The organism is Ignavibacteriota bacterium (genome assembly GCA_016713565.1).
Lineage (GTDB): Bacteria > Bacteroidota > Ignavibacteria > Ignavibacteriales > Melioribacteraceae.
Genome location: JADJOX010000007.1, coordinates 1,084,515 through 1,104,978, shown reverse-complemented (window position 1 = coordinate 1,104,978; position 20,464 = coordinate 1,084,515). Strand labels below are relative to the sequence as shown.

Below are 20,464 nucleotides of genomic sequence, written 5' to 3'. Positions count from 1 at the left end.
ATGATTTTAAAGACTGATAAAACTGAATTTGAAAATTATTTGACGGATGCCGCAAATATTAAAGGTGATTGTGAAAAAGTATATTTACCTGAAAATAAATCGGAAATTATTGAATTATTAAAAATCGCGAATAAAGAAAAAATAAAAGTTACAATTTCATCTGCGAGAACCGGATTAACCGGTGGAAGTGTTCCGGAAAACGGAATTTTAATTTCATTAGAAAAGCTTAATAAGATAATTTCATTAGATGAAATGAACAAATCAATAATTGTTGAACCGGGAGTTTTTCTATCGGAAATTCAAAATTTTGTTGAGGAGAAAAAACTATTTTATCCTCCTGATCCAACAGAAAATAATAGTTCTATTGGCGGGAATGTTGCGACAAACGCGAGCGGAGCCAGAACTTTTAAATATGGTCCGACAAGAAATTTTATTGAGGAGCTTGAGATAATTTTACCGAATGGTGAAGAAATAAATTTAAAACGAGGTGATAATTTTTCACAAAATTATTCAGGCAAAATTAAATTAAATGAAAGTGAAATTTTAGAAATCCCGATTCCAAATTATAAAATGCCCGATGTAAAACACGCTGCCGGTTATTACGTTAAAAACAATATGGATTTGATTGATCTGTTTATCGGCTCTGAAGGAACTTTAGGAATTATTTCAAGTATAAAACTAAAATTAATTGATTTGCCCAAAAATGTTCTTTCAATGATAATATTTTTTGAAAATGAAGAAAACTCATTTTCTTTTGTAAAGGAAATAAAGCTGAGCTGTAAAGATTCTGAGTCAATTATTGATTTGAGAGAAATTGAATTTTTCGATAAGAATTCGTTAAAATTATTGAATCCGGAATTTCCCAATATTCCTAAAAATTCAAAAGCCGCAATTTGGATTGAACAGGAAGCTGCCGATAATGAAGATGAAATTCTTGAAAATATAGTAGAAATAATTAACAATAATAACGGAAACGAAGAAAACATTTGGTTTGCAATTGATGAAAAGGAAAGAGAAAAGTTAAAACATTTCAGACACAAAATCTCATTATTAATAAATGAGATAATTTCGGGGAGAAAATTAAAGAAAATCGGGACAGACAACGCAGTTCCGGATGAAAAATTTGATGATTTTTATAATTATACCCGAAATCTTATTAAAGTAAATAATTTGGATTTTGTAGCATACGGACATATTGGAAATTCACACTTGCATTTTAACATTCTTCCTAAAGATGAAAATGAAATGATTTTAGGGCGAAAACTTTATCGTGAAATTTGCAGATATTCAGTTGAATTGGGCGGAACAATTTCTGCCGAGCATGGAATCGGAAAATACAAAAGAGATTTTTTACTTGATATGTTTGGAGAAAAAATTATTCGTCAAATGGCTGAGTTAAAAAAGTCATTGGATCCAAATTTAATTTTAAATATAAATAACATATTTGATGAAAGATTTTTTGCATAAATATAAATTTCATTTTTACATCATTTTATTTTGTTTGTCACTTAGTTCCATAAGCTTTTCACAGATAAAAAATGATGAAAACCAGATTCGTTTGGCAAAATCTTTTGAAGAAGTGAATAATTTTGAAGAAGCCGAAAAGATCTATAAAACCCTTCTATTGAGCCAGCCTCAGAATTTTAATTATTACCGGAATCTTCATGATCTGTTTCTTAAAACAAAAAATTATAATGAATGCCAAAAATTAATTGAAAAACAAATTATTACTTCTCCAAGCAACATAGATTTATATGGAGACCTTGGCTCTTTATATTATCTTAAAGGAAATGACAAAGAAGCAAATAAAGCATGGGAACAAGGAATAGCTTTGGATCCGGAAAATCCATTCTCTTATAGAATAATTGCCAATTATTTGTTTGAGAATAGATTATTGGAACAAGCAGTTGATATGCTGAAAAGAGGAAATTCAAAATCGGAAGATAACACAATATTCTCATACGATATCGCAAATATTTATTCTTTAACCATGAAATTTGACAAAGCCGCCGAAGAATATTGCAGAATATTAGAATCCAAACCTAATCAAACGGCAATAGTTAAAAACAGAATTTTAAGCTATGTAAATTCTACCGGAGCAGAAAAACCAACAATTGATGTTCTTGAGGAATTCTATAAAAGTGAAGAAAATACGTCAATTCTTGAACTTTTAATTGAAGTATATTTGAAGACTAATAACTTTTCTAAGGTTTTGGAAAGCGCAATTACTTACGATAAAGAATCGTTAAACAACGGGTCATATTTATTTAACATTGCAATTAGAGTTTCCCGACTTGGTGATCATGTAAACGCTGAAAAAATTTATAAGTATATTTTAGAAAATTATTCACAAAGTCCTTTATTTGCTCAAACAGAAATCAATTATACGCGCGAAATTGAAAGTAATTTAAAAAGTGAATTTTCAAAGACTGAAAGTTGGAAAAAATATTATGATCCCGTTTATGATAAAAATAAATTCAAGGAGTTAATTAATTCTTATCAGAATATTTCAAAAAAATACAAGAATAATATTGGAATTGAAGCTGATTTTAGAACCGGAATAATTTATCAAGAAATATTTAATGATGTTAAAAAAGCGGACAGTATATATCTTAAAATTGCAGAATCAAATTTTGGGAATGAAATTTTGCCCGAAGTAAAATATAGATTGGCGAGATTAAATATTCAAAATGGGAATTTGAGCCACGCCGAAAACATTTTAGCCGAAACACTTAAGTATAAAGTAAATGATCAAAAATTATTTTATGAATTAAAATTCCTTAATGCAAAAATAAAGATGTGGTCAGGAAAGTTCAGTGAGGCAATTTCCGAATTGAATGAAGTAAAATCAAATTCTGCAGACGAATATTCAAATGACGCACTTCAGCTTTTACTGTTACTTAATACCTTTAAAAAAGATTCCTTGAATTTACTTTCTTATATAAATGCCGATTATCTAATAGAGAAAAAAAAATTTAACGAGGCATCGGAAGAATTTAAAAAATTGGCCGAAAATAAAAATTTAATATTGCTTAAAGATTTTGCTTCAGTAAATTATATAGAATTATTATTAACATTGAATAATTACGAAGAAGCAGTTATCTTTTTAAATGAAATATTAAATTGTGACGAAGATAACATCTTTAAGGATAGGTTTTTATTCTTATTAGGATCGACATATTATTATGGGTTAAAAAATTCTATTGAGGCAACAAAGATTTTTAGTAAAATGTTAGAGGAATTTCCAAATTCAATCTATACCGGAAAATCCAGAAAAATTATTTCTGAAATTAATAACGGAGTAAAAGGTAATAAATGAGTGACTTGCACGATCATAAAATTGTTAAATGTTCATTTTGCGGAAGAGATGGAAATGAAGTGAAAAGTATGGTTGCCGGACCTGATGTTTACATTTGCGATATTTGTGTTAAAACTAGTGTAGATATTCTTAAAAATAATTTAGCCGCATATAACAATAAAGAAACAACTTCCAGTACTTTAATTCCTGATATGATAAAGAAAAGTCTTGATGAATATATTATTGGGCAGGATAGAGCTAAAAAAGTAATTTCAGTCGCGGTTTACAATCATTACAAAAGAATTAATGCCGGTTCTTCAATGTTCGATTTTGACGATGTGGAAATTGATAAAAGCAATATTTTGCTTATTGGCGCCACCGGTGTTGGAAAAACATTAATTGGAAAAACACTTGCTGGAATTTTAGACGTTCCTTTTGCGATTGCAGACGCAACGACTTTAACCGAAGCCGGTTATGTTGGAGATGATGTTGAAACAATTCTTGTTCGTTTACTACAGGCAGCGGATTATAATTTAGAAAAAGCTCAAAAAGGTATTATCTACATTGATGAAATTGATAAGATTGCAAGAAAAAGTGAAAGCGTTTCAATTACCAGAGATGTTTCAGGTGAAGGCGTTCAGCAGGCGCTGCTTAAAATTTTAGAAGGTACAGTTGCGGGAGTTCCTCCAAGAGGCGGAAGAAAACATCCTGAACAAAGTTTAATAAATATAAATACAAAAAATATTTTATTCATTCTCGGCGGCGCATTTGATGGAATTGAACAGATTGTAGGTTCGCGTTTGAATAAGAATAGTATGGGTTTTTCCAATGCTCAAGATGAAGAAAAAGAAATTATTAAAGATGAACTTTATACAAAAGTTGAACCGGAAGATTTGTTGAAATATGGAATCATTCCCGAGCTAATAGGAAGAATTCCAATTATTGCGCCATTGCATTCGCTTGACGCCGAAGCTTTGAAAAATATTTTAACGGAACCTAAAAACGCGATACTTAAACAATACAAAAAATTGTTCTTAATGGAAGGCGTTGAATTGGAGTTTGATAAATTGGCAATTGACGCCATTGTAAAAAAGGCATTGGAAAGAAAAACCGGCGCGCGAGCTTTAAGATCGATTGTAGAAACTACTTTACTGGATATTATGTATGAACTTCCGAATTTGGATAATGTTGAAAGATGCCTGATAACTAAAGATACTGTTGAAAACGGCGATTCACCGATTTATTACGAAGTTGATAGAAAATCCGCCTAATAATTGATCAAATAAAATATTTTAAACCCAGCTTTTACGGCTGGGTTTTTTGTTGATTGCAAACTTTTTAGCTAAAATGATGTATAATTATCTAAATGAAAAATTAATGATAATATGAAATTTGCCATAATTATTCTTTTCACAATTCAAACCGTTTTTGCTCAGTCCAAAATTTTAATTCCAATGGATCTTACACAAACAGATCATCTTAAAGCATATGGAATTACATTTAACGCATTGAAGAAAAATCTTAAAGCTGATTGGCTTTTAAATTATAAAGGCGGTTCATTTGTTATAGATTATTCCGAAAATATTATTCTTGATTGTCAAATAAGAAATGTAAAATACGAAGTATTAGATAATTCCACGGCAGTAGATATATATTCATTCGTGCAAAGTGAAGATCAAAATATGGATGTTGTAAGATTGGAAAAAGCGCCTGAAATTGCTGTTTACGTTCCGCCCGGATTTCAACCATGGGATGATGCGGTAACATTGGCATTGGAATATGCTGAAGTTAAATATGATAAAATTTGGATAGATGAAATTTTATCCGGAAAATTGGAAAACTACGATTGGCTTCATCTTCATCATGAGGATTTTACCGGACAATTCGGAAAATTTTATTCTAGTTATGCCGGAGCGCGATGGTATCAGGAAAATCAGCAAATTTATGAAAACGAAGCAAAAAAATTGGGTTATAAAAAAGTCTCTGAAATGGAAAAAGATGTTGTGAAAACAATTAAGAATTATATAGGTCAAGGCGGATTTCTGTTCGCGATGTGTTCAGCGACCGATAGTTATGATATTGCGCTTGCCGCGGAAAATATTGATATTGTTGATAAAATGTATGATGGAGACGCTCCCGACCCAAATGCACAAGATAAACTTGATTTCAACAATACCTTAGCTTTCGAGAATTTCAAATTGGAAATGAATCCAATGGTTTATGAGTACAGCAATATTGACGTTGATATTACGGAAATTGGAGATGAACGAAATGATTATTTTACACTTTTTGAATTCAGCGCTAAATTTGATCCTATTCCAACAATGCTTACTCAAAATCATGTAAATGTAATTAATGGCTTTATGGGACAAACGACAATGTTCCATAAAAAATTTATAAAAAATTCCGTAACAATTTTAGGCGAGCGAGCAAATACGGATCAGGTAAGATATATTCATGGAAAATTCGGAAGAGGCACATTTACCTTTTACGGCGGGCACGATCCCGAAGATTACCGTCATGCAGTTAATGATCCACCAACGGATTTAAGTCTGTACAAAAATTCACCCGGCTACAGATTAATTTTGAATAATATTCTGTTTCCGGCGGCGAAAAAGAAAGTTCAGAAAACTTAATCAGCATAAAATTCTCTAATTAAGTCTGAGCTAAATTTAAAATATTTTTAATACGTAAGATCAACTCAATTGGTTTTTAAGTTTTTCTAATTGTTGTCGAAAGAATTATTGAGAATATCCGAGTCGATAGAAAAACTAAATTTTAAAAATTATTTATTACTTAAAATAAAATTAGTCATCGCGTTATAAAGATGTATTGTTGTATTCTCACCTTCATAAATTCCATGTGTTCTGTTTGGATAAGGCAAGAACGAAAACTGCTTATTATATTTAATTAATTCATTTATCAGCTTTTCACTATTTTGATAATGAACATTATCATCACCTGTTCCATGGATTAAAAGTAATTTCCCTTCAAACTGATTTGTAAAAGTTATTGGTGAACTATTCCTATATTCTTCCGCATTTATTGAAGGCAATCCCATATATCTTTCTTCATATATTGTATCGTAAAACCTTAAATCGGTTACCGGCGCAACTGAAACCCCGAATTTAAATATTTCCGGATATCTGAAAAGCATATTCAAAGTCATTGAACCGCCGCCGCTCCATCCCCAAACGCCGACTTTTTCTTTATCGACAAATTTCCAACTTAAAATTTGCTTTGCTGCTTCTGCTTGATCGTAGGAAGAAATTACTCCAATTTTCTTGTAAATTGATTTTCTAAAATCTTTTCCTTTCGGTGCTGGAGTTCCTCTGTTATCAATGCTTATAATTATGAATCCATCCTGCGCCAGCATTTGATGCCAAAGAAAACTTCTGCTCCAACCATCAACTACTGTTTGAGATCCCGGTTCGCCGTAAACATAAAACAAAACCGGGTATTTTTTATTTTCATCAAAATTTGGAGGTAATATTTTGTAAGCGTCTAATGAAGTTGTGTTATCTATTTTTATCGTAAAAAATTCAACAGGATTTATATCCAATTTTCTCAGATTTGTTCTAACATTTTCATTTGTCGCTAAAATTCTGATCGTTTTATGATTTGGCAATGTAATTATTTCAGATTTTCCGGGATCGTTAATTGTTGAATAATTATGTATTGCCCATTTAAAATTTGTGGAAATATTATAATTGTTTGTCCCAGTATTTTCAATTGGCGTAATAAGCACAGATTTTTCATTTCCGAAAATTGATTTTTTATAAAGATATTTTTGTGTTGGATTGTTTGGCGAAGCAATGTAATAAATTAAATTATTCTTTTGATCAATTCCTGATATTTCAATTACATCAAAATTTTCATTTATAATATTTTTTATTTCTTTCCCATCGCGCGAAATTAAATAAATTTGGTTCCATCCGTTTTGATCGCTTAACCATGTGAAATATTTACCGCCTTTAAACCATTTAATATCATCTACAACTTCTACCCAAGCATTCTCGTCAAGCTCAGTATAAATATTATCTGCTTTACCTGTTTTTGAATCAGCAATGTAAACATAATTATGATTTTGCAGTCGGTTAAGCTGTTGAATTAATAATTCATTTGAAGATTCTGCCCACTCCATTCTAGCAATGTAATTGTTTCTTGAGTCACCCGGAATATTAATCCATTTAGTTTCTTTATTTTCTAGATTAATTACACCAACTCTACAAGCAGAATTTTGTGTCCCGGCTTTTGGATATTGAACTGGAATAATTTGCGAATAAATTGAATCAGTGTTATTGATCAAGTTGAAATTTCCAACTCCGGAAGCATCTAACTGCCAATAAGCTATTTGTCTGCTGTCAGGACTCCATCTAAATCCGTTTTGAAGACTTAATTCTTCCTCGTAAACCCAATCGAAAGTACCGTTAATTATTGTTTCCGAACCGTCTGTGGTCAACTGATTAATTGTTCCGTTACTTAAATTTTCAACGTATAGATTATTTTTATTAACATAAGCGACAAATTTTTTATCGGGCGAAAAAGTCGCAAACATTAATGAAGAGGGGATTGTATTGCCTCCCAATTTTTTTAAATCCCAATTTTCCAAATTTAACACCCAATAATCGCCTCGAGTATTTGTTCTCCAAACTCTTTGCGAATTAGTAAAAATCAACAAAAGTTTTAAGTCATCGGAAAAAGAGTAATCATTTATTTTTAATGGTTCTGTTTCATTCTTTGGAATCAATCTTTCACTTTTAATAATTACCGAAGTGTCACCGGTGGCTGCTTCATATTTTACTATTTGTTGGTATTTTCCATTCCATTCCAACTTGGTGTAGCTGTCTCCATTTTCAAACCACTGAACTCTCCCCAATCTTTCTGATGCAAAATCTCGTGAATAAAATATTCTTTCCAATGTTAATTTAGCATCATCTGCTGTTTGCGAAAGTACGTTTACAAATATTAAAATCAAAATTACCGAAGAGGTTTTAAACTTCATTTTAACTCCAAAAATTTCCCTAAAAATTATTGATGATTTAAATGACAAAAAAGTATTACAACTTGTAAATATTTAATAAAATTCAAAAAACATTTTTATTTATGTTAAGTTCAAAGTTAGAAAAATTAATGTTTCACTAGGGATAAAAATTATTATGAAGAGACCAAATTTAATAAAAATGAGCAGTTGGAAAACACCGCATAATTGGCTGAAAATTACTTCTATTGACGCACATACTGAAGGCGAACCATTAAGAATATTTACCGGCGGATTGCCAAAATTAAAGGGAAATACAATTCTTGATAAAAGAAAATATTTCAAAGAGAATTATGATCAACTTAGAACCGCTTTAATGTGGGAGCCACGCGGTCATGCAGATATGTACGGCTGTATTATAACTCAGCCCGAAAAAATCGATTCGGATTTCGGAGTTATTTTTACGCATAACGAAGGTTACAGTTCAATGTGCGGACACGGTATAATTGCAGTAACAAAAGTTGTTCTTGAAACTGGAATGATAAAAATGAAATCACCGGTTACCACAATAAAAATTGACGCTCCGGCGGGACAAATAATTTCTTACGCCAAGGTTGCAAACAGTAAAATTGAAAGCGTTTATTTTCACAATGTACCTTCATTTCTTTATTTGCGCGAAAAAGAAATAATAGTTCCTAAATTGGGAAACATAAAATTTGATATTGCTTACGGCGGAGCTTTTTATGCTTATGTGAATGCGGACGATTTAAGAATAAAGATGTATCCGGAAAATTTTAACGAATTGATAAACAAAGGAATGTTGATTAAAAAAGCCGTAATGGAAAATTTTGAAATCAAACATCCTTTTGAAAAAGATTTGAGTTTTTTATACGGCACAATATTTTACGGTATTTCAAATTCGAAAAATTGCAACAGCAGAAATGTTTGTATTTTTGCTGAAGGCGAAGTGGATCGAAGTCCAACTGGAACTGGAGTAAGCGGAAGGGTTGCGTTAGAATTTGCGAAAGGAAATTTAAAGTTAGACCAATCAATAATTATTGAAAGTATTCTTGGAACAAAGTTTTACGGCAAAGCAATATCTAAAACAAAATTCGGTAAATACAATGCAATAATTCCCGAAGTTGAAGGGACAGCACACATTACAGGAAAACATGAATTTATTATCGATCCCGATGACCCGCTGAAAGACGGATTTATTTTCAGATAATATTGGAAAAACTTATATGAATAAAAAAATAAAATTTCTTTCACAAGAAGAAATTAAAAAATGTATTGATATGCCTTCTGCAATAGAAGGCATGAAATTGGCATTTTCAGAATTATCAAAAGGAAGTGTAATTGCTCCGTTGCGAATAAATATGAAGTTAGGCAACCCAAATTCAGGAGCTTTGTTCATGCCGATCTATTTCCCCCCAAAAAAGCTGGTGGGATTAAAATCCGTTATGATCAATAAAAAAAATCCTTCAAAAAAATTACCAATGATTCAGGCAATGTACAATGTTTTCAATTCCGAAACCGGAGAAGCAATTGCAATAATGGACGGTGAATATTTAACCGCAATTAGAACCGGCGCGGCGAGCGGACTAGCTACAAATTTATTAAGTGCCGAGGAAACAAATATTGCGGTAATATTTGGCGCCGGAGTTCAAGCGGAAAACCAATTGGAGGGGATTTGCGCCGTTAGAAAATTTGAGCGAATTTATATCTTTGACCCGAATGAAAGCAAGGTTATAAATTTTATAGAAAAATGCAAAACTAAAGTTTCTGCAAAACTTTTTTATCTTAAAAATGAAAGTCTTCTAAAAGAAGCTGACGTAATTTGTACCGCCACGTCATCTTCCGTTCCGGTTTTTGCCCATGAGAACTTAAAGGAAAAAGTTCATATTAACGGAATAGGATCTTACAAGCCGGAAATGTGTGAGATTCCTTCGCAAACAGTAATTGCCGCAAAATTATATGTTGATTCCAAAGAAGCGTGCTTAAGTGAAGCTGGCGATATTATTAATCCTATTAACAATAAACAAATTGATGAAAGTCATATCTATGCCGAGATTGGAGAAGTGATAAATAATGAAAAAGATAATAGGAAAATAAATGATAAAATTACTATATTCAAATCCGTTGGTAACGCGGTTCAAGATATAGTCGCTGCTTCAATAATTTTGGACAATGCCGCAAAACAAAAAATAGGACAATCCCTAAATTTATAAGGTATATATATGATTAAAGATCACCCAAGAGGAATAATGGTAATGTTTACTACAGAAATGTGGGAACGGTTTGGATTTTATATTTTAATGGCAATTTTAGTATTATATATGGATAGCGAATTCGGCTGGAGCGATACAATAAAGGGTGAACATTACGGCGCTTTTTTGGGATTGGTGTATTTTGTTCCGCTGCTCGGCGGTTATTTGGGTGATAAAATATTAGGACAAATAAACACGGTTTTAACCGGCTCCGTATTTATGCTTTCAGGTTATATTGCATTGGCACTTTCTTCTGCCGAACAATTATTTTCATTTTATCTCGGTTTGTTTCTTGTCGCTTTCGGAACAGGAATTTTTAAGGTAAATATGGCAGTTTTAGTTGGAAATTTATATAAAGAAAAAGTTCATTTAAAAGATGCAGGATTTAATATTTTTTATATGGGAGTAAATGTAGGAGCGACTGTAGCTCCTTTGGCAGCAACATTATTGGGTTATTTGTTCAATGATTACAGAATGTCGTTTTGGGCTGCTGCCGTTGGAATGTTTATTTCTATAATCACTTTTTACATTGGAAAAAACAAACTAATTTCGGCTGATGTAAAGCAATCGCAAAAAACAGAAAATAAAATTGTGCATTTGGAAATTTCTTCTTCAGAAATAAAATCTAGAGTTATTGCGTTATGTATTTTGTTTGCGATTGTAATATTTTTTTGGATGGCGTTTTATCAAAATGGATTTGCGCTAACTTTATTTGCAGAAAGATCAACAAAAGTATATGATCTTTTACGACCCGAAACATATCAATTTTTCAATCCGTTTTTCATTCTTGTATTAACCCCAATATTATTGGCATATTTTTCAAAATTAAATAAAATTGGCAAAGAACCAAGCACGCCGGTTAAAATTTTTGCTGGAATGCTTATAATGGGAATCTCAATGTTAATAATGGTTTTTGCATCAATGCAAGGCGGCAACAGCGATTCAAACAATATGTCGCCTATCTGGTTGATCTCTACATATTTAGTTGTTACAATGTCAGAAATTTTAATTTCACCAATGGGTTTATCATATGTATCGAAAGTAGCCCCTCCCAAAATCCAAGGTTTAATGATGGGCGGCTGGTATTTGGCAACGTCTATAGGAAGTTATCTTTCAGGGCAGTTGGGAAAATATTACAGCGACTTTGCGCATCATGAATATTTTTTGATTTTAACCGCGATATTGGCATTTTCGGCAATTATGGCATTTCTTGCTATGAAAAATTTGAAAAGATTTGCTAATTGATCTTTATAAAATGCGGATTTTAATTCTAAAAATTACGGGAAAAATTTCCAGTAAAGAAAAACAGTTAAAAATGGAAACCATTTCATTAAAAGTGAATCTAACTTTTACGGATAAAATATGAAAAATGTAAAAATTAAAAATAGTGATAGTGAATTTATGGTTGGTAAAATTGTCTGCGTTGGAAGAAATTATGCTGAACACGCAAAAGAATTAGGAAACGAAATTCCTAAATTTCCAATAATTTTTTTAAAACCTCCGTCAACATTAGTTAATAACGGTGATTCAATAGTTCATCCGAATTATTCAAATGAATTGCATCATGAAGTTGAATTGGTTTTATTGATCGGTAAAGAAGTAAAAAATGCATCTTTAGATGAAGCCGAAAACGCGATTATTGGTTATGGAGTTGGATTGGATATGACTCTGAGAGATCTTCAAAATGTATTTAGAAAAGAAGGAACACCATGGACTTTGGCAAAAAGTTTTGACACTTGCGCGGTAGTCTCAGATTTTATTTCTAAAGAAGATTATAAGATTAATGGAGACGAAAAAATTCAATTAATGGTTAATGGAAAACTTCAGCAAACTTCAAAAATTAATAAAATGATTTTTTCACCAAAAGAAATCGTGAAATTTATTTCTGAAAGAATGACACTTGAACCTGGTGACTTAATATACACAGGAACACCTGAAGGTGTAAGCAAAGTTGAAAGAGGAGATGTTTTAAAATCATCAATTGAAAATATTGCTCAACTTGAAAATAAAATTATTTAAAAAGGAAAAAAATGAAAGTACTTATAATTATTGTAGTTGTTTTAATTATTATCACGGCGGCAACTGTTAGCTGTCAGAGTTCTGGCAAATCAGATGATTTTAATATGACCATTGCTGACTTAAAAGAGAAAATGAAATCGGATTCTTCGTTGGTTATTTTGGATGTAAGAACCTCGCAGGAATTAACCGGAGAACTAGGACAAATAGACGGAGTAATAAATATTCCGGTTCAAGTTTTAGATCAAGAAATTAATAAATTGGAAAAATACAAAGACAAAAATATTGCCGTAATTTGCAGATCGGGAAACAGATCCGTTACGGCTACAAAAATTCTTCAAGGAAAAGGATATAAAGCTAAAAATGTTTTAGGCGGAATGATAGCCTATAGAAAATAGTTTATTCAAATTTTAGAGACGTAAAAATTTACGTCTCTAAAAAATTATTTTTATTTCAACAATATCATTTTTTTACTTTCAATAAAATTTTTTGCTTCAATTCTGTAAATATAAACTCCGCTCGCAAAATTTGAGCCGTTAAAAATTGTTTCATACTTTCCGGGTTTCATTCTTTTATTTACTAACTCAACAACATTTTGTCCAAGAATATTATAAACAGAGATATTTACCAAACCTTCTTCAGGTATTGAATATCTAATTTTTGTACTTGGGTTAAATGGATTGGGGTAGTTTTGGAAAATTTTATAAATATTTGGATTAATTTTTATTGAAGTAATTTCACTTTTAAATGTAAAAATATCATTGGTTGTTAAAGGTTTAGTTGTATTTAATCTTATTGTAGTTCCAGCTGGAGGAATTCCTTTTCCGCTATAATCGCAAATTGTCATTCTTGCAATTGGATAACCATTTCCATCATGAAAATTTATATTATAATCGTCGGCAATAGGATCGATATCATATTGATAATCATAAGTAGCACCAGCTCCTCCGGATAAAATGCACGAATTAGCAAACTGATCATATCCTTTAGTTCCAGGTGTACTGTCTTTTGGATCCATCCAGTTTATCCAATCAGAATTTGGATAACCCATAAACGGATCTATTCCGGTTGCCCAACCCCAAATTGATTTGGTTGAATCATTTTCACTTAAAAATGGAATCATTCTAATATCATCACTTGGATCATCGAGAGTTTGAATTCCGATATCCCAAAGTTCAAAAGGAACTTTGCAAATTTTATTATCTATAAACGGATATATTCCAAATCCGCCTGTTTCTGTAAACCGTAATTCAAAATCTCTTGAAGCCGCATAATTTCTATACCTAATTAGGCGATCTAAATTTCCGCTGCCGCCTCCGGCACTAATGTAATAATCTTGAGTAGAATTTAAACTATGCCAAACTTTATTCCCATTATATAGTTTACCTTGTAAATCATATTTTCCTTCAGTTAAAACATTTCCATTATATTTTATTTCAACAATTCCATCACCATTACCGGCAAATGAAAGTGGTTCAGTTCCTACAAATAATATAAAGCCATCAACAATTGGTGTATAATCTGCTTCATACGGATTACTTGGTTTTCTATTTAATAGCTTTTGCTGCGTTAGTAAAATTTGATTTTTTGTAATGTCAATTAAATTCCAAACTATAGAATCACCTATTTCAGTTAATGTAACTTTATACTCATCGCCTGTCAACATTTCCGGATTTATTACAATTGGAATTACAAACCCCGAATGAATATCATTATTTCTCGAGACAACGAGAGTATCAAAATAATTATTTCCAGGTAAATCTAATTGAAATTCCATATAAATTTTGTTTAATAGACTTTCAATAATTTTGTACTCTGAGTTTACAAAATATGCGGATAAACCATAATAGTATTTTTTGCCTTTTAACAATTTTGAATTATTTGTAAAATCTTTATCAACTTTAAATTCATATTTCAGACCGCTGTCATTTGCTTCTTGAATATTTCCTTCAATCGGTAATCCGTTGTTTTGATTCATTACAATTCCAGAAATATTTTTAATTTCGTCTATTTTATCAAAAGTCGCAATCTTAATTGAATTATCCTTTGTTGGTATTTCGGAATAAATTTGATATAAATTATATCCTTGAAATGAATAATCAGATTGACAAAAAGATTCGATGTTTGGATTTTTTTCTATTTCAATATTTATGGAATTATATTCACCATATTCTGAAAATGAAACATTCGGTTGAGGAACAGAAATTTCATTATTTACTTTAACAAAATTTAAATAGTCTTCTTTAGTTTGACTGGAATAAAATTTTAATAACTTAAAGGCATTCATTCTATCTTTGCCTAAAATTGCTGTCTGCGCAATAACAACTTCTTGAGTATCACCGCTTACAATTTCAAATGGACCGGATGATAATAGTCCTCTAACATCACCGCAATTGTATGAATCAGTTCCTATTGTCCATCCCTCACCGGTTATTGGATCTCCGGATCGAGGAAATGTTGTAATCCCTCCTCCAAGTTCTTCAGGGATAATAATAGGAAATCCTCCACTATGCAATCCCCTTAAATTATTATACTTACCAATTGCTCCTTCATCATAATCACCCATAGGCGGATCGCTCCAAGGTGAAACAGCGCACAAATAAAAATAGAATGAGTTTATATCAAGGTTTTTAGATTCGGTAATTTCTTTATCATTGTATATTGCTGTATTATTTTCAGATTTTACAATTGGACCTTGTAAAAATTGGAATCCAACTGCCGGCGGCTGAAGCTGATAATTTTTTTTAAAATAATCATAACTTATATATTCATCATCATAAATATCACCGTTAAAAGCATACATTAAATTTAGGGTGGTATCAACACCAATGTAGTCATCTCCGGCATAACCTAAATCTTGATCAGACCATTGAGAAATATACATTTCCTTAAAATCTTTATCGCTTTTATTTATGATTTTGTATTTTTTGAACATTACGTTATCGTAAAAACCGGAATTTTTATAACCCCATATAGTTACTTGCAACTCTATTTTCATTGGATCAGAGCCGTATAAACTTCTGCTCTTTGAAGTATCAAAATCATTTGCTACATACCAAAGCGTCTGGTCAGCGTATGGAATTCCGGGAATATCAATAGTTGATTCATAAATTCCATTATTATTTTTGTCTTCAAAAGGTGCTCCAAATTCTGCGGGCCATTCATTCCAGTCTTTTTCGTATTGACTAAATATTTCTTCATAGGAAAGTTTTTCATCTTCAATTTCTGCTGAAAGATCTGAAGTTTTGTAATCCGGTCTAACTCTGTAAACTCTTACACTTGGATCATCTGAATTTTGAGTGTTACCGTTTTCTAAAATTTTTCCTCCAAATAATCCTTGAGCATAATCCGAACCGCCGACATAAATTTTTTCATCAATTTTTCCGCCCCAAATAATCCCGGATTCGAAAACTGTAGTTTTATTTGAACCTTTTGGATATTCAAATCCGGAGTTTCCATCCGGACTAATATCAGCATTTCCATTGTTGTAAATAAAAGTGGAAATATTGTTGATGTTGAATTTGGTCCAATGTGTTGAAGAAGAGATTTTATTTAAATCTTGTAGTTCATTAATGAAACACTTTTGAGCATATATTTTAGTAAAAGATATAGTAAATAAAAACAATGAGATTATGCAACGCTTCATAGCTTCACCATCAAATTTTATGTTTTATTTCAATAATATCATCTTTTTACTTTCAATAAAATTTTTTGCTTCAATTCTGTAAATATAAATTCCGCTCGCAAAATTTGAGCCGTTAAAGGCAAGTTCATATTTACCGGCTTTAACATTATCATTTAGAAGTTCTGCAACTTTTTGACCAAGAACATTATAAATTGATATGTTAACTTTTCCTTCTTGGGGAATATTATATTGAATTTTTGTAATTGGATTAAATGGATTTGGAAAATTCTGCAATAATTCAAAATCAAAGTTTGATTTGTATTCGGGTCTTTCCGGAGTTGTAAATATTATTTCTTTACCAGTTAAATTTGGCGTAGATGTAAATCTTACAGTAGTTCCGGAGGGGATTATTTCTTTATAATTTGTATTTTGTCGTTTATAAATAAAATTTAAATTACCAATTGCATAAGTTGTATCCTCCATGAAATCAACAAAATAACCTTGATCACTTGTATCTAAGGTTAAATTGTATTCACTGCCAACGCCTGATTGTTCACAGACATTCGCAAATTTTTCATAACCATTTTTATCTTTCGGGAACATCCAAAATATTTGATCGGAAACAGAGTATGGAATAAGGTATTCATAATAATTTAAAAATGTTATTAAGCTGTCAGAAAAGTCCCAATTATCTCTTTCTTCATTTTCTAAAATAAAAGGAATCATTCTTATATCATCAGATTTATCATTAGGAGTTTTACCAATATTCCATAACTCAAAAGGAACTGAAACAACTTTTTTCGTTGTGAAAAATTGAATGCCGTAATTTTTATAAATATTAAACCGAATTTCATAATCATTTGAACGCGAAATATTAATATCCTTAATTAACTTTGATAAATCTCTGCTGATATTATTTATTCGGATTCCATAAGAATAATTTGCTAGATTTGTAGATAAATTTATAGGTGGTTTATTCTCTTCTCCTTGATGAAATATTTCTTGAATATTATTTCCTGCGTTAAAAGCCAATAAATAAGTCTTTGGTTGAATTTGCATGAAACAGCCGTCAATATTATCAGAAAATTGGAATTGGTTCTCAGTGTCAATTAAAGAATAATTTTCTAGTATTTTTTTGTTTTCATTATTATCTATTAGATCAAAAGATAATTTATTTATGTCATCTTTTAATAAAATCTTGTATTCATGTCCTGTTAATAAATTCGGATTTGAAGCATTAATCATAATACCAATATCATTATCAAAGATAGATTGATAAAATATTGTATCGCCATAAATTATTTGAGTTGAATCAAAAACAATAGTTTTTGAAAATATTTTAGAAAAACTATTTTGCATTTGTAGTATTGAATTAGGATTGTAGTAATAGGCGGAAATGCCAAAATTGTACTTTTTCCCGGAAACGATGTCCGTATTTTCAAAAATATCTTTGTCAAAAATAAATTTTTCAGGAATTCCGGAATCTGTTCCATACTGAGTTTGATTAAACAATAAATCATTTCCTTCGCTAATAATTCCGCTTATTTCTTTAATTCCATCTATTTTATCATAAATATAATTCTTGCTGTTTATTTCCTGCAAATTATCTTGAGTATAAATACGTAAATTCAAACCTTGGAATTTATAACCGCTATGCTCAAAGTTATATAGTTCATCTTTGTTGTTTAAAGTAAAAGAAATTTCATGCGCCGGACCCATATCACTGAATGATATTTCCGGAACTATAAATTCCGGCGTTTCAATTTTTATATTATTTGTAAAATTTATTTTTGCGTAGTCTTTAAGAATTTTAACTGAGTTTAAATTTGAATTTCCTTGAGCGGCAATAACGGCAATAATAACTTCTTGAGTATCACCGGGAGCTATTGTAAAAGGTCCGGAAGATAAAATAAGTCTGCGGTCGCCGGGCACATAATTATCTTTACTTTCAATCCATCCGGAATTTGTTACCGGATCACCGTTTACGGAAAATTTAGAAATTTTATTGGTAATAGGATCAATTTGGTTATTTCCTAAAAAATCTAATCCTTGCATAAAATTATAGTAATACAATGTGCTGCAGTCATACTCTCCATAACATGGATCATCAAAATATGTATTATAATTTTTTACAAGTCTTAAAGCAGAAGTCATATCTAAATTTTTAAATCCTATTTTTTGCTTACCATTGAATATTGCAATATCATTCTCATTTCCTTTAACAATTGGACCTTGCAGCAATTGAAATCCTATTGCCGGAGAAAAAGTTCCGTAACCCCAATCGTCATATCCATCATAATTATCAGCATTATAACCATAAGCCAGATTAAGTAATGTATCAACCCCAATATAATCATTTCCTGCATCTCCAACTTCAGTGTCTGCAAATTGAGATATGTACATTTCATTGAAATCTTGGTCACTTTTATTAATAAATTTGTACTTTTTGTATAATATATTATTTTGCGGGAAAGAGTTTTTATAACCCCAAATTGTTACTTGCAGTTCAATATTTAAAGGATCTGAGCCAAAAGCGTTTTTGCAAGTTAATGTATCTAAATCATTTGCCACATACCAAAGTGTTTGATCCGCATTTGAAACTCCGGGAATATCTATGCTGGGTTCATAAACGCCATTATTATTTATATCATCAAAGGGAGCTCCAAATTCTGCGGGCCATTCATTCCAATCTTTTTCATATTGATTAAAAATTTCCTGATAGGATAATTGTTCATCATTAATTTCGGTAGTTAAATCGGAAGTTTTGTAATCCGGTCTTACCCTATAAACTCTTACACTCGGATCATTCGGATCTTGCGGAATTCCGTTTTCCAATATTCTTCCACCTGTAATTCCTTGTAAGTAAGTTGAACCGCCAACATGAATGATACCTCCTTTTTTTGCACCCCACAAAATACCGGAGCGAAAAATTAGTCCGTTACGAACAAACCCATTTCCCCAAGTTGTTTTATTATAAACATTATTGGGAAATATAAATCCGGTATTTCCATTTTCATTCTGATCTGTAATTCCATTATTAAAAAAAAAGGTGGATGTGTTATTTATATTGAATTTTGCAAACTTGTAATTCTCATTTATTTTACCAATAGAGTTTTTATCATCACTTTCCTTTGTGTGCAAAATGCCGGTATTTAAAAAAACAAATAATAATAGGAAAATAATTCTCATAATCTCACCAAATAATATAATTCACTTTAAATAAGTTAAAATTATCCGATAAAAAATCAATTGATTTTTTCAGTATCAAAAATTTAAAGTGAAATCAATTTATTTCAGAAGTTCAGATTTATACAATTCCAAATTTTTTAATTGTTCTTCATCCAATTTTGGATATTCTATTTTTAACTTTTTCAATGTATCTACAATTATTTCTGAAATTGCTAAACGGGTAAACCATTTGTGGTTGGCTGGAATAATGAACCATGGTGCGTATTTTGTGCTTGTTTCGGAAATGGCTTCTTCATAACATTTTTGGTATTCATCCCAAAGTTCTCTTTCCTTTAAGTCGGCGGAAGAAAATTTCCAATTTTTTGAAGGTTTTTCTAAGCGCTCCAAAAACCTTTTCTTTTGTTCATCTTTAGAAACATTTAAGAAAAATTTTAATATTACCGTTCCATTTTGGTAAATAAGTTTTTCAAAATTACGGATTTGTTCATATCTATCTTTCCAAATATTTTTTGTAACAAGTTCTTGAGGTATTCTTGATGTTTTTACCAAATCGTGAACCTTAACGACTAAAACTTCTTCGTAATATGAACGATTAAAAATTCCTATTCTTCCTCTTTCAGGCAAAGATTTTGTAGTTCTCCATAAATAATCATGATCCATTTCTTCTGTTGAAGGCTGCTTAAAGCTGAAGACTTGTGTTCCTTGAGGATTTAATCCGCTCATTACATGTTTAATTGCGCTGTCCTTTCCGGCAGCATCCATAGCTTGAAAAATTATTAACAAACTGTATTTATCATATGCATAGAATTTATTTTGAAGATCAGCCATAATTTCTATATTCTTTTGTAATTTTGATTCCGCGTCTTTCTTTGAGCCCATTTCACCAATATAATCCGGATCGTATTTAGACAGTTTGAATTTTTTTTCGTTTTCGACTTTAAATTCATTTATTTTCATGTTTATTCCTCATTTTACACGTAAAATTTACCGAAAATATTAAAATATAAATCGCAATTTATTTTCTTTAATAAATATATAAAAAACTAACAGTTGTTCAATATTATTCATTTCATGCGAAAAATTTT

Annotated in this window: 13 protein-coding genes; 9 read left to right on the top strand and 4 right to left on the bottom strand. The window is 30.8% G+C overall.

The window, feature by feature from the left end; genetic code table 11:
- The 4 genes from IPK06_12205 (at position 1) to IPK06_12190 (ending at position 5,934) form a co-directional block, all read left to right on the top strand.
- On the top strand, positions 1-1,467 hold the full coding sequence (locus tag IPK06_12205; GenBank protein ID MBK7980733.1) for an FAD-binding oxidoreductase: 1,467 nt from the start codon (positions 1-3) through the stop codon (positions 1,465-1,467).
- Between the two features lie 91 nt (positions 1,468-1,558).
- Positions 1,559-3,319 carry a hypothetical protein gene (locus IPK06_12200; protein ID MBK7980732.1) on the top strand — a complete coding sequence of 587 codons (1,761 nt, stop codon included), beginning with the start codon at positions 1,559-1,561 and terminating at the stop codon, positions 3,317-3,319.
- Complete coding sequence (gene clpX, locus IPK06_12195) at positions 3,316-4,569, top strand: ATP-dependent Clp protease ATP-binding subunit ClpX (GenBank protein ID MBK7980731.1); 1,254 nt, start codon at positions 3,316-3,318, stop codon at positions 4,567-4,569. Before IPK06_12200 ends, clpX begins: the two co-directional genes overlap by 4 nt.
- A 114-nt stretch (positions 4,570-4,683) precedes the next feature.
- A complete protein-coding gene (locus IPK06_12190) occupies positions 4,684-5,934 on the top strand; it encodes an asparagine synthetase B (protein ID MBK7980730.1) in 1,251 nt (416 codons plus the stop codon).
- A 149-nt stretch (positions 5,935-6,083) separates the two neighbouring features.
- Here the strand turns inward: IPK06_12190 and IPK06_12185 are convergent, their stop codons facing one another.
- Positions 6,084-8,303 carry a S9 family peptidase gene (locus IPK06_12185; GenBank protein MBK7980729.1) on the bottom strand — a complete coding sequence of 740 codons (2,220 nt, stop codon included), beginning with the start codon at positions 8,301-8,303 and terminating at the stop codon, positions 6,084-6,086.
- A 154-nt stretch (positions 8,304-8,457) separates the two neighbouring features.
- Between IPK06_12185 and IPK06_12180 the strand changes: the two genes are divergently transcribed.
- The 5 genes from IPK06_12180 to IPK06_12160 all read left to right on the top strand — a co-directional run bounded on the left by IPK06_12180 (position 8,458) and on the right by IPK06_12160 (position 12,963).
- Complete coding sequence (locus IPK06_12180) at positions 8,458-9,507, top strand: proline racemase family protein (GenBank protein MBK7980728.1); 1,050 nt, start codon at positions 8,458-8,460, stop codon at positions 9,505-9,507.
- Positions 9,508-9,523: 16 nt separating this feature from the next.
- The gene (locus tag IPK06_12175) at positions 9,524-10,510 is read left to right on the top strand and encodes a hypothetical protein (protein ID MBK7980727.1); all 987 of its coding nucleotides are present in this window, start codon (positions 9,524-9,526) and stop codon (positions 10,508-10,510) included.
- 9 nt (positions 10,511-10,519) lie between these two features.
- Positions 10,520-11,794 (top strand): peptide MFS transporter, encoded by a 1,275-nt coding sequence (locus tag IPK06_12170; protein MBK7980726.1) that lies wholly within the window; start codon positions 10,520-10,522, stop codon positions 11,792-11,794.
- Positions 11,795-11,911: 117 nt separating this feature from the next.
- A complete protein-coding gene (locus IPK06_12165) occupies positions 11,912-12,568 on the top strand; it encodes a fumarylacetoacetate hydrolase family protein (GenBank protein ID MBK7980725.1) in 657 nt (218 codons plus the stop codon).
- 11 nt (positions 12,569-12,579) lie between these two features.
- Positions 12,580-12,963, top strand: a complete 384-nt coding sequence (locus IPK06_12160) for a rhodanese-like domain-containing protein (GenBank protein ID MBK7980724.1) — start codon at positions 12,580-12,582, stop codon at positions 12,961-12,963.
- Positions 12,964-13,013: 50 nt separating this feature from the next.
- Here the strand turns inward: IPK06_12160 and IPK06_12155 are convergent, their stop codons facing one another.
- From IPK06_12155 to IPK06_12145, 3 genes are all read right to left on the bottom strand, one after another.
- Positions 13,014-16,211, bottom strand: a complete 3,198-nt coding sequence (locus IPK06_12155) for a T9SS type A sorting domain-containing protein (protein MBK7980723.1) — start codon at positions 16,209-16,211, stop codon at positions 13,014-13,016.
- Positions 16,212-16,235: 24 nt separating this feature from the next.
- A complete protein-coding gene (locus IPK06_12150; GenBank protein ID MBK7980722.1) occupies positions 16,236-19,379 on the bottom strand; it encodes a T9SS type A sorting domain-containing protein in 3,144 nt (1,047 codons plus the stop codon).
- A 99-nt stretch (positions 19,380-19,478) separates the two neighbouring features.
- Positions 19,479-20,336, bottom strand: coding sequence for a polyphosphate kinase 2 family protein (locus tag IPK06_12145; GenBank protein MBK7980721.1), 858 nt, complete (start codon positions 20,334-20,336; stop codon positions 19,479-19,481).
- Between the last annotated feature and the right edge of the window lie 128 nt (positions 20,337-20,464).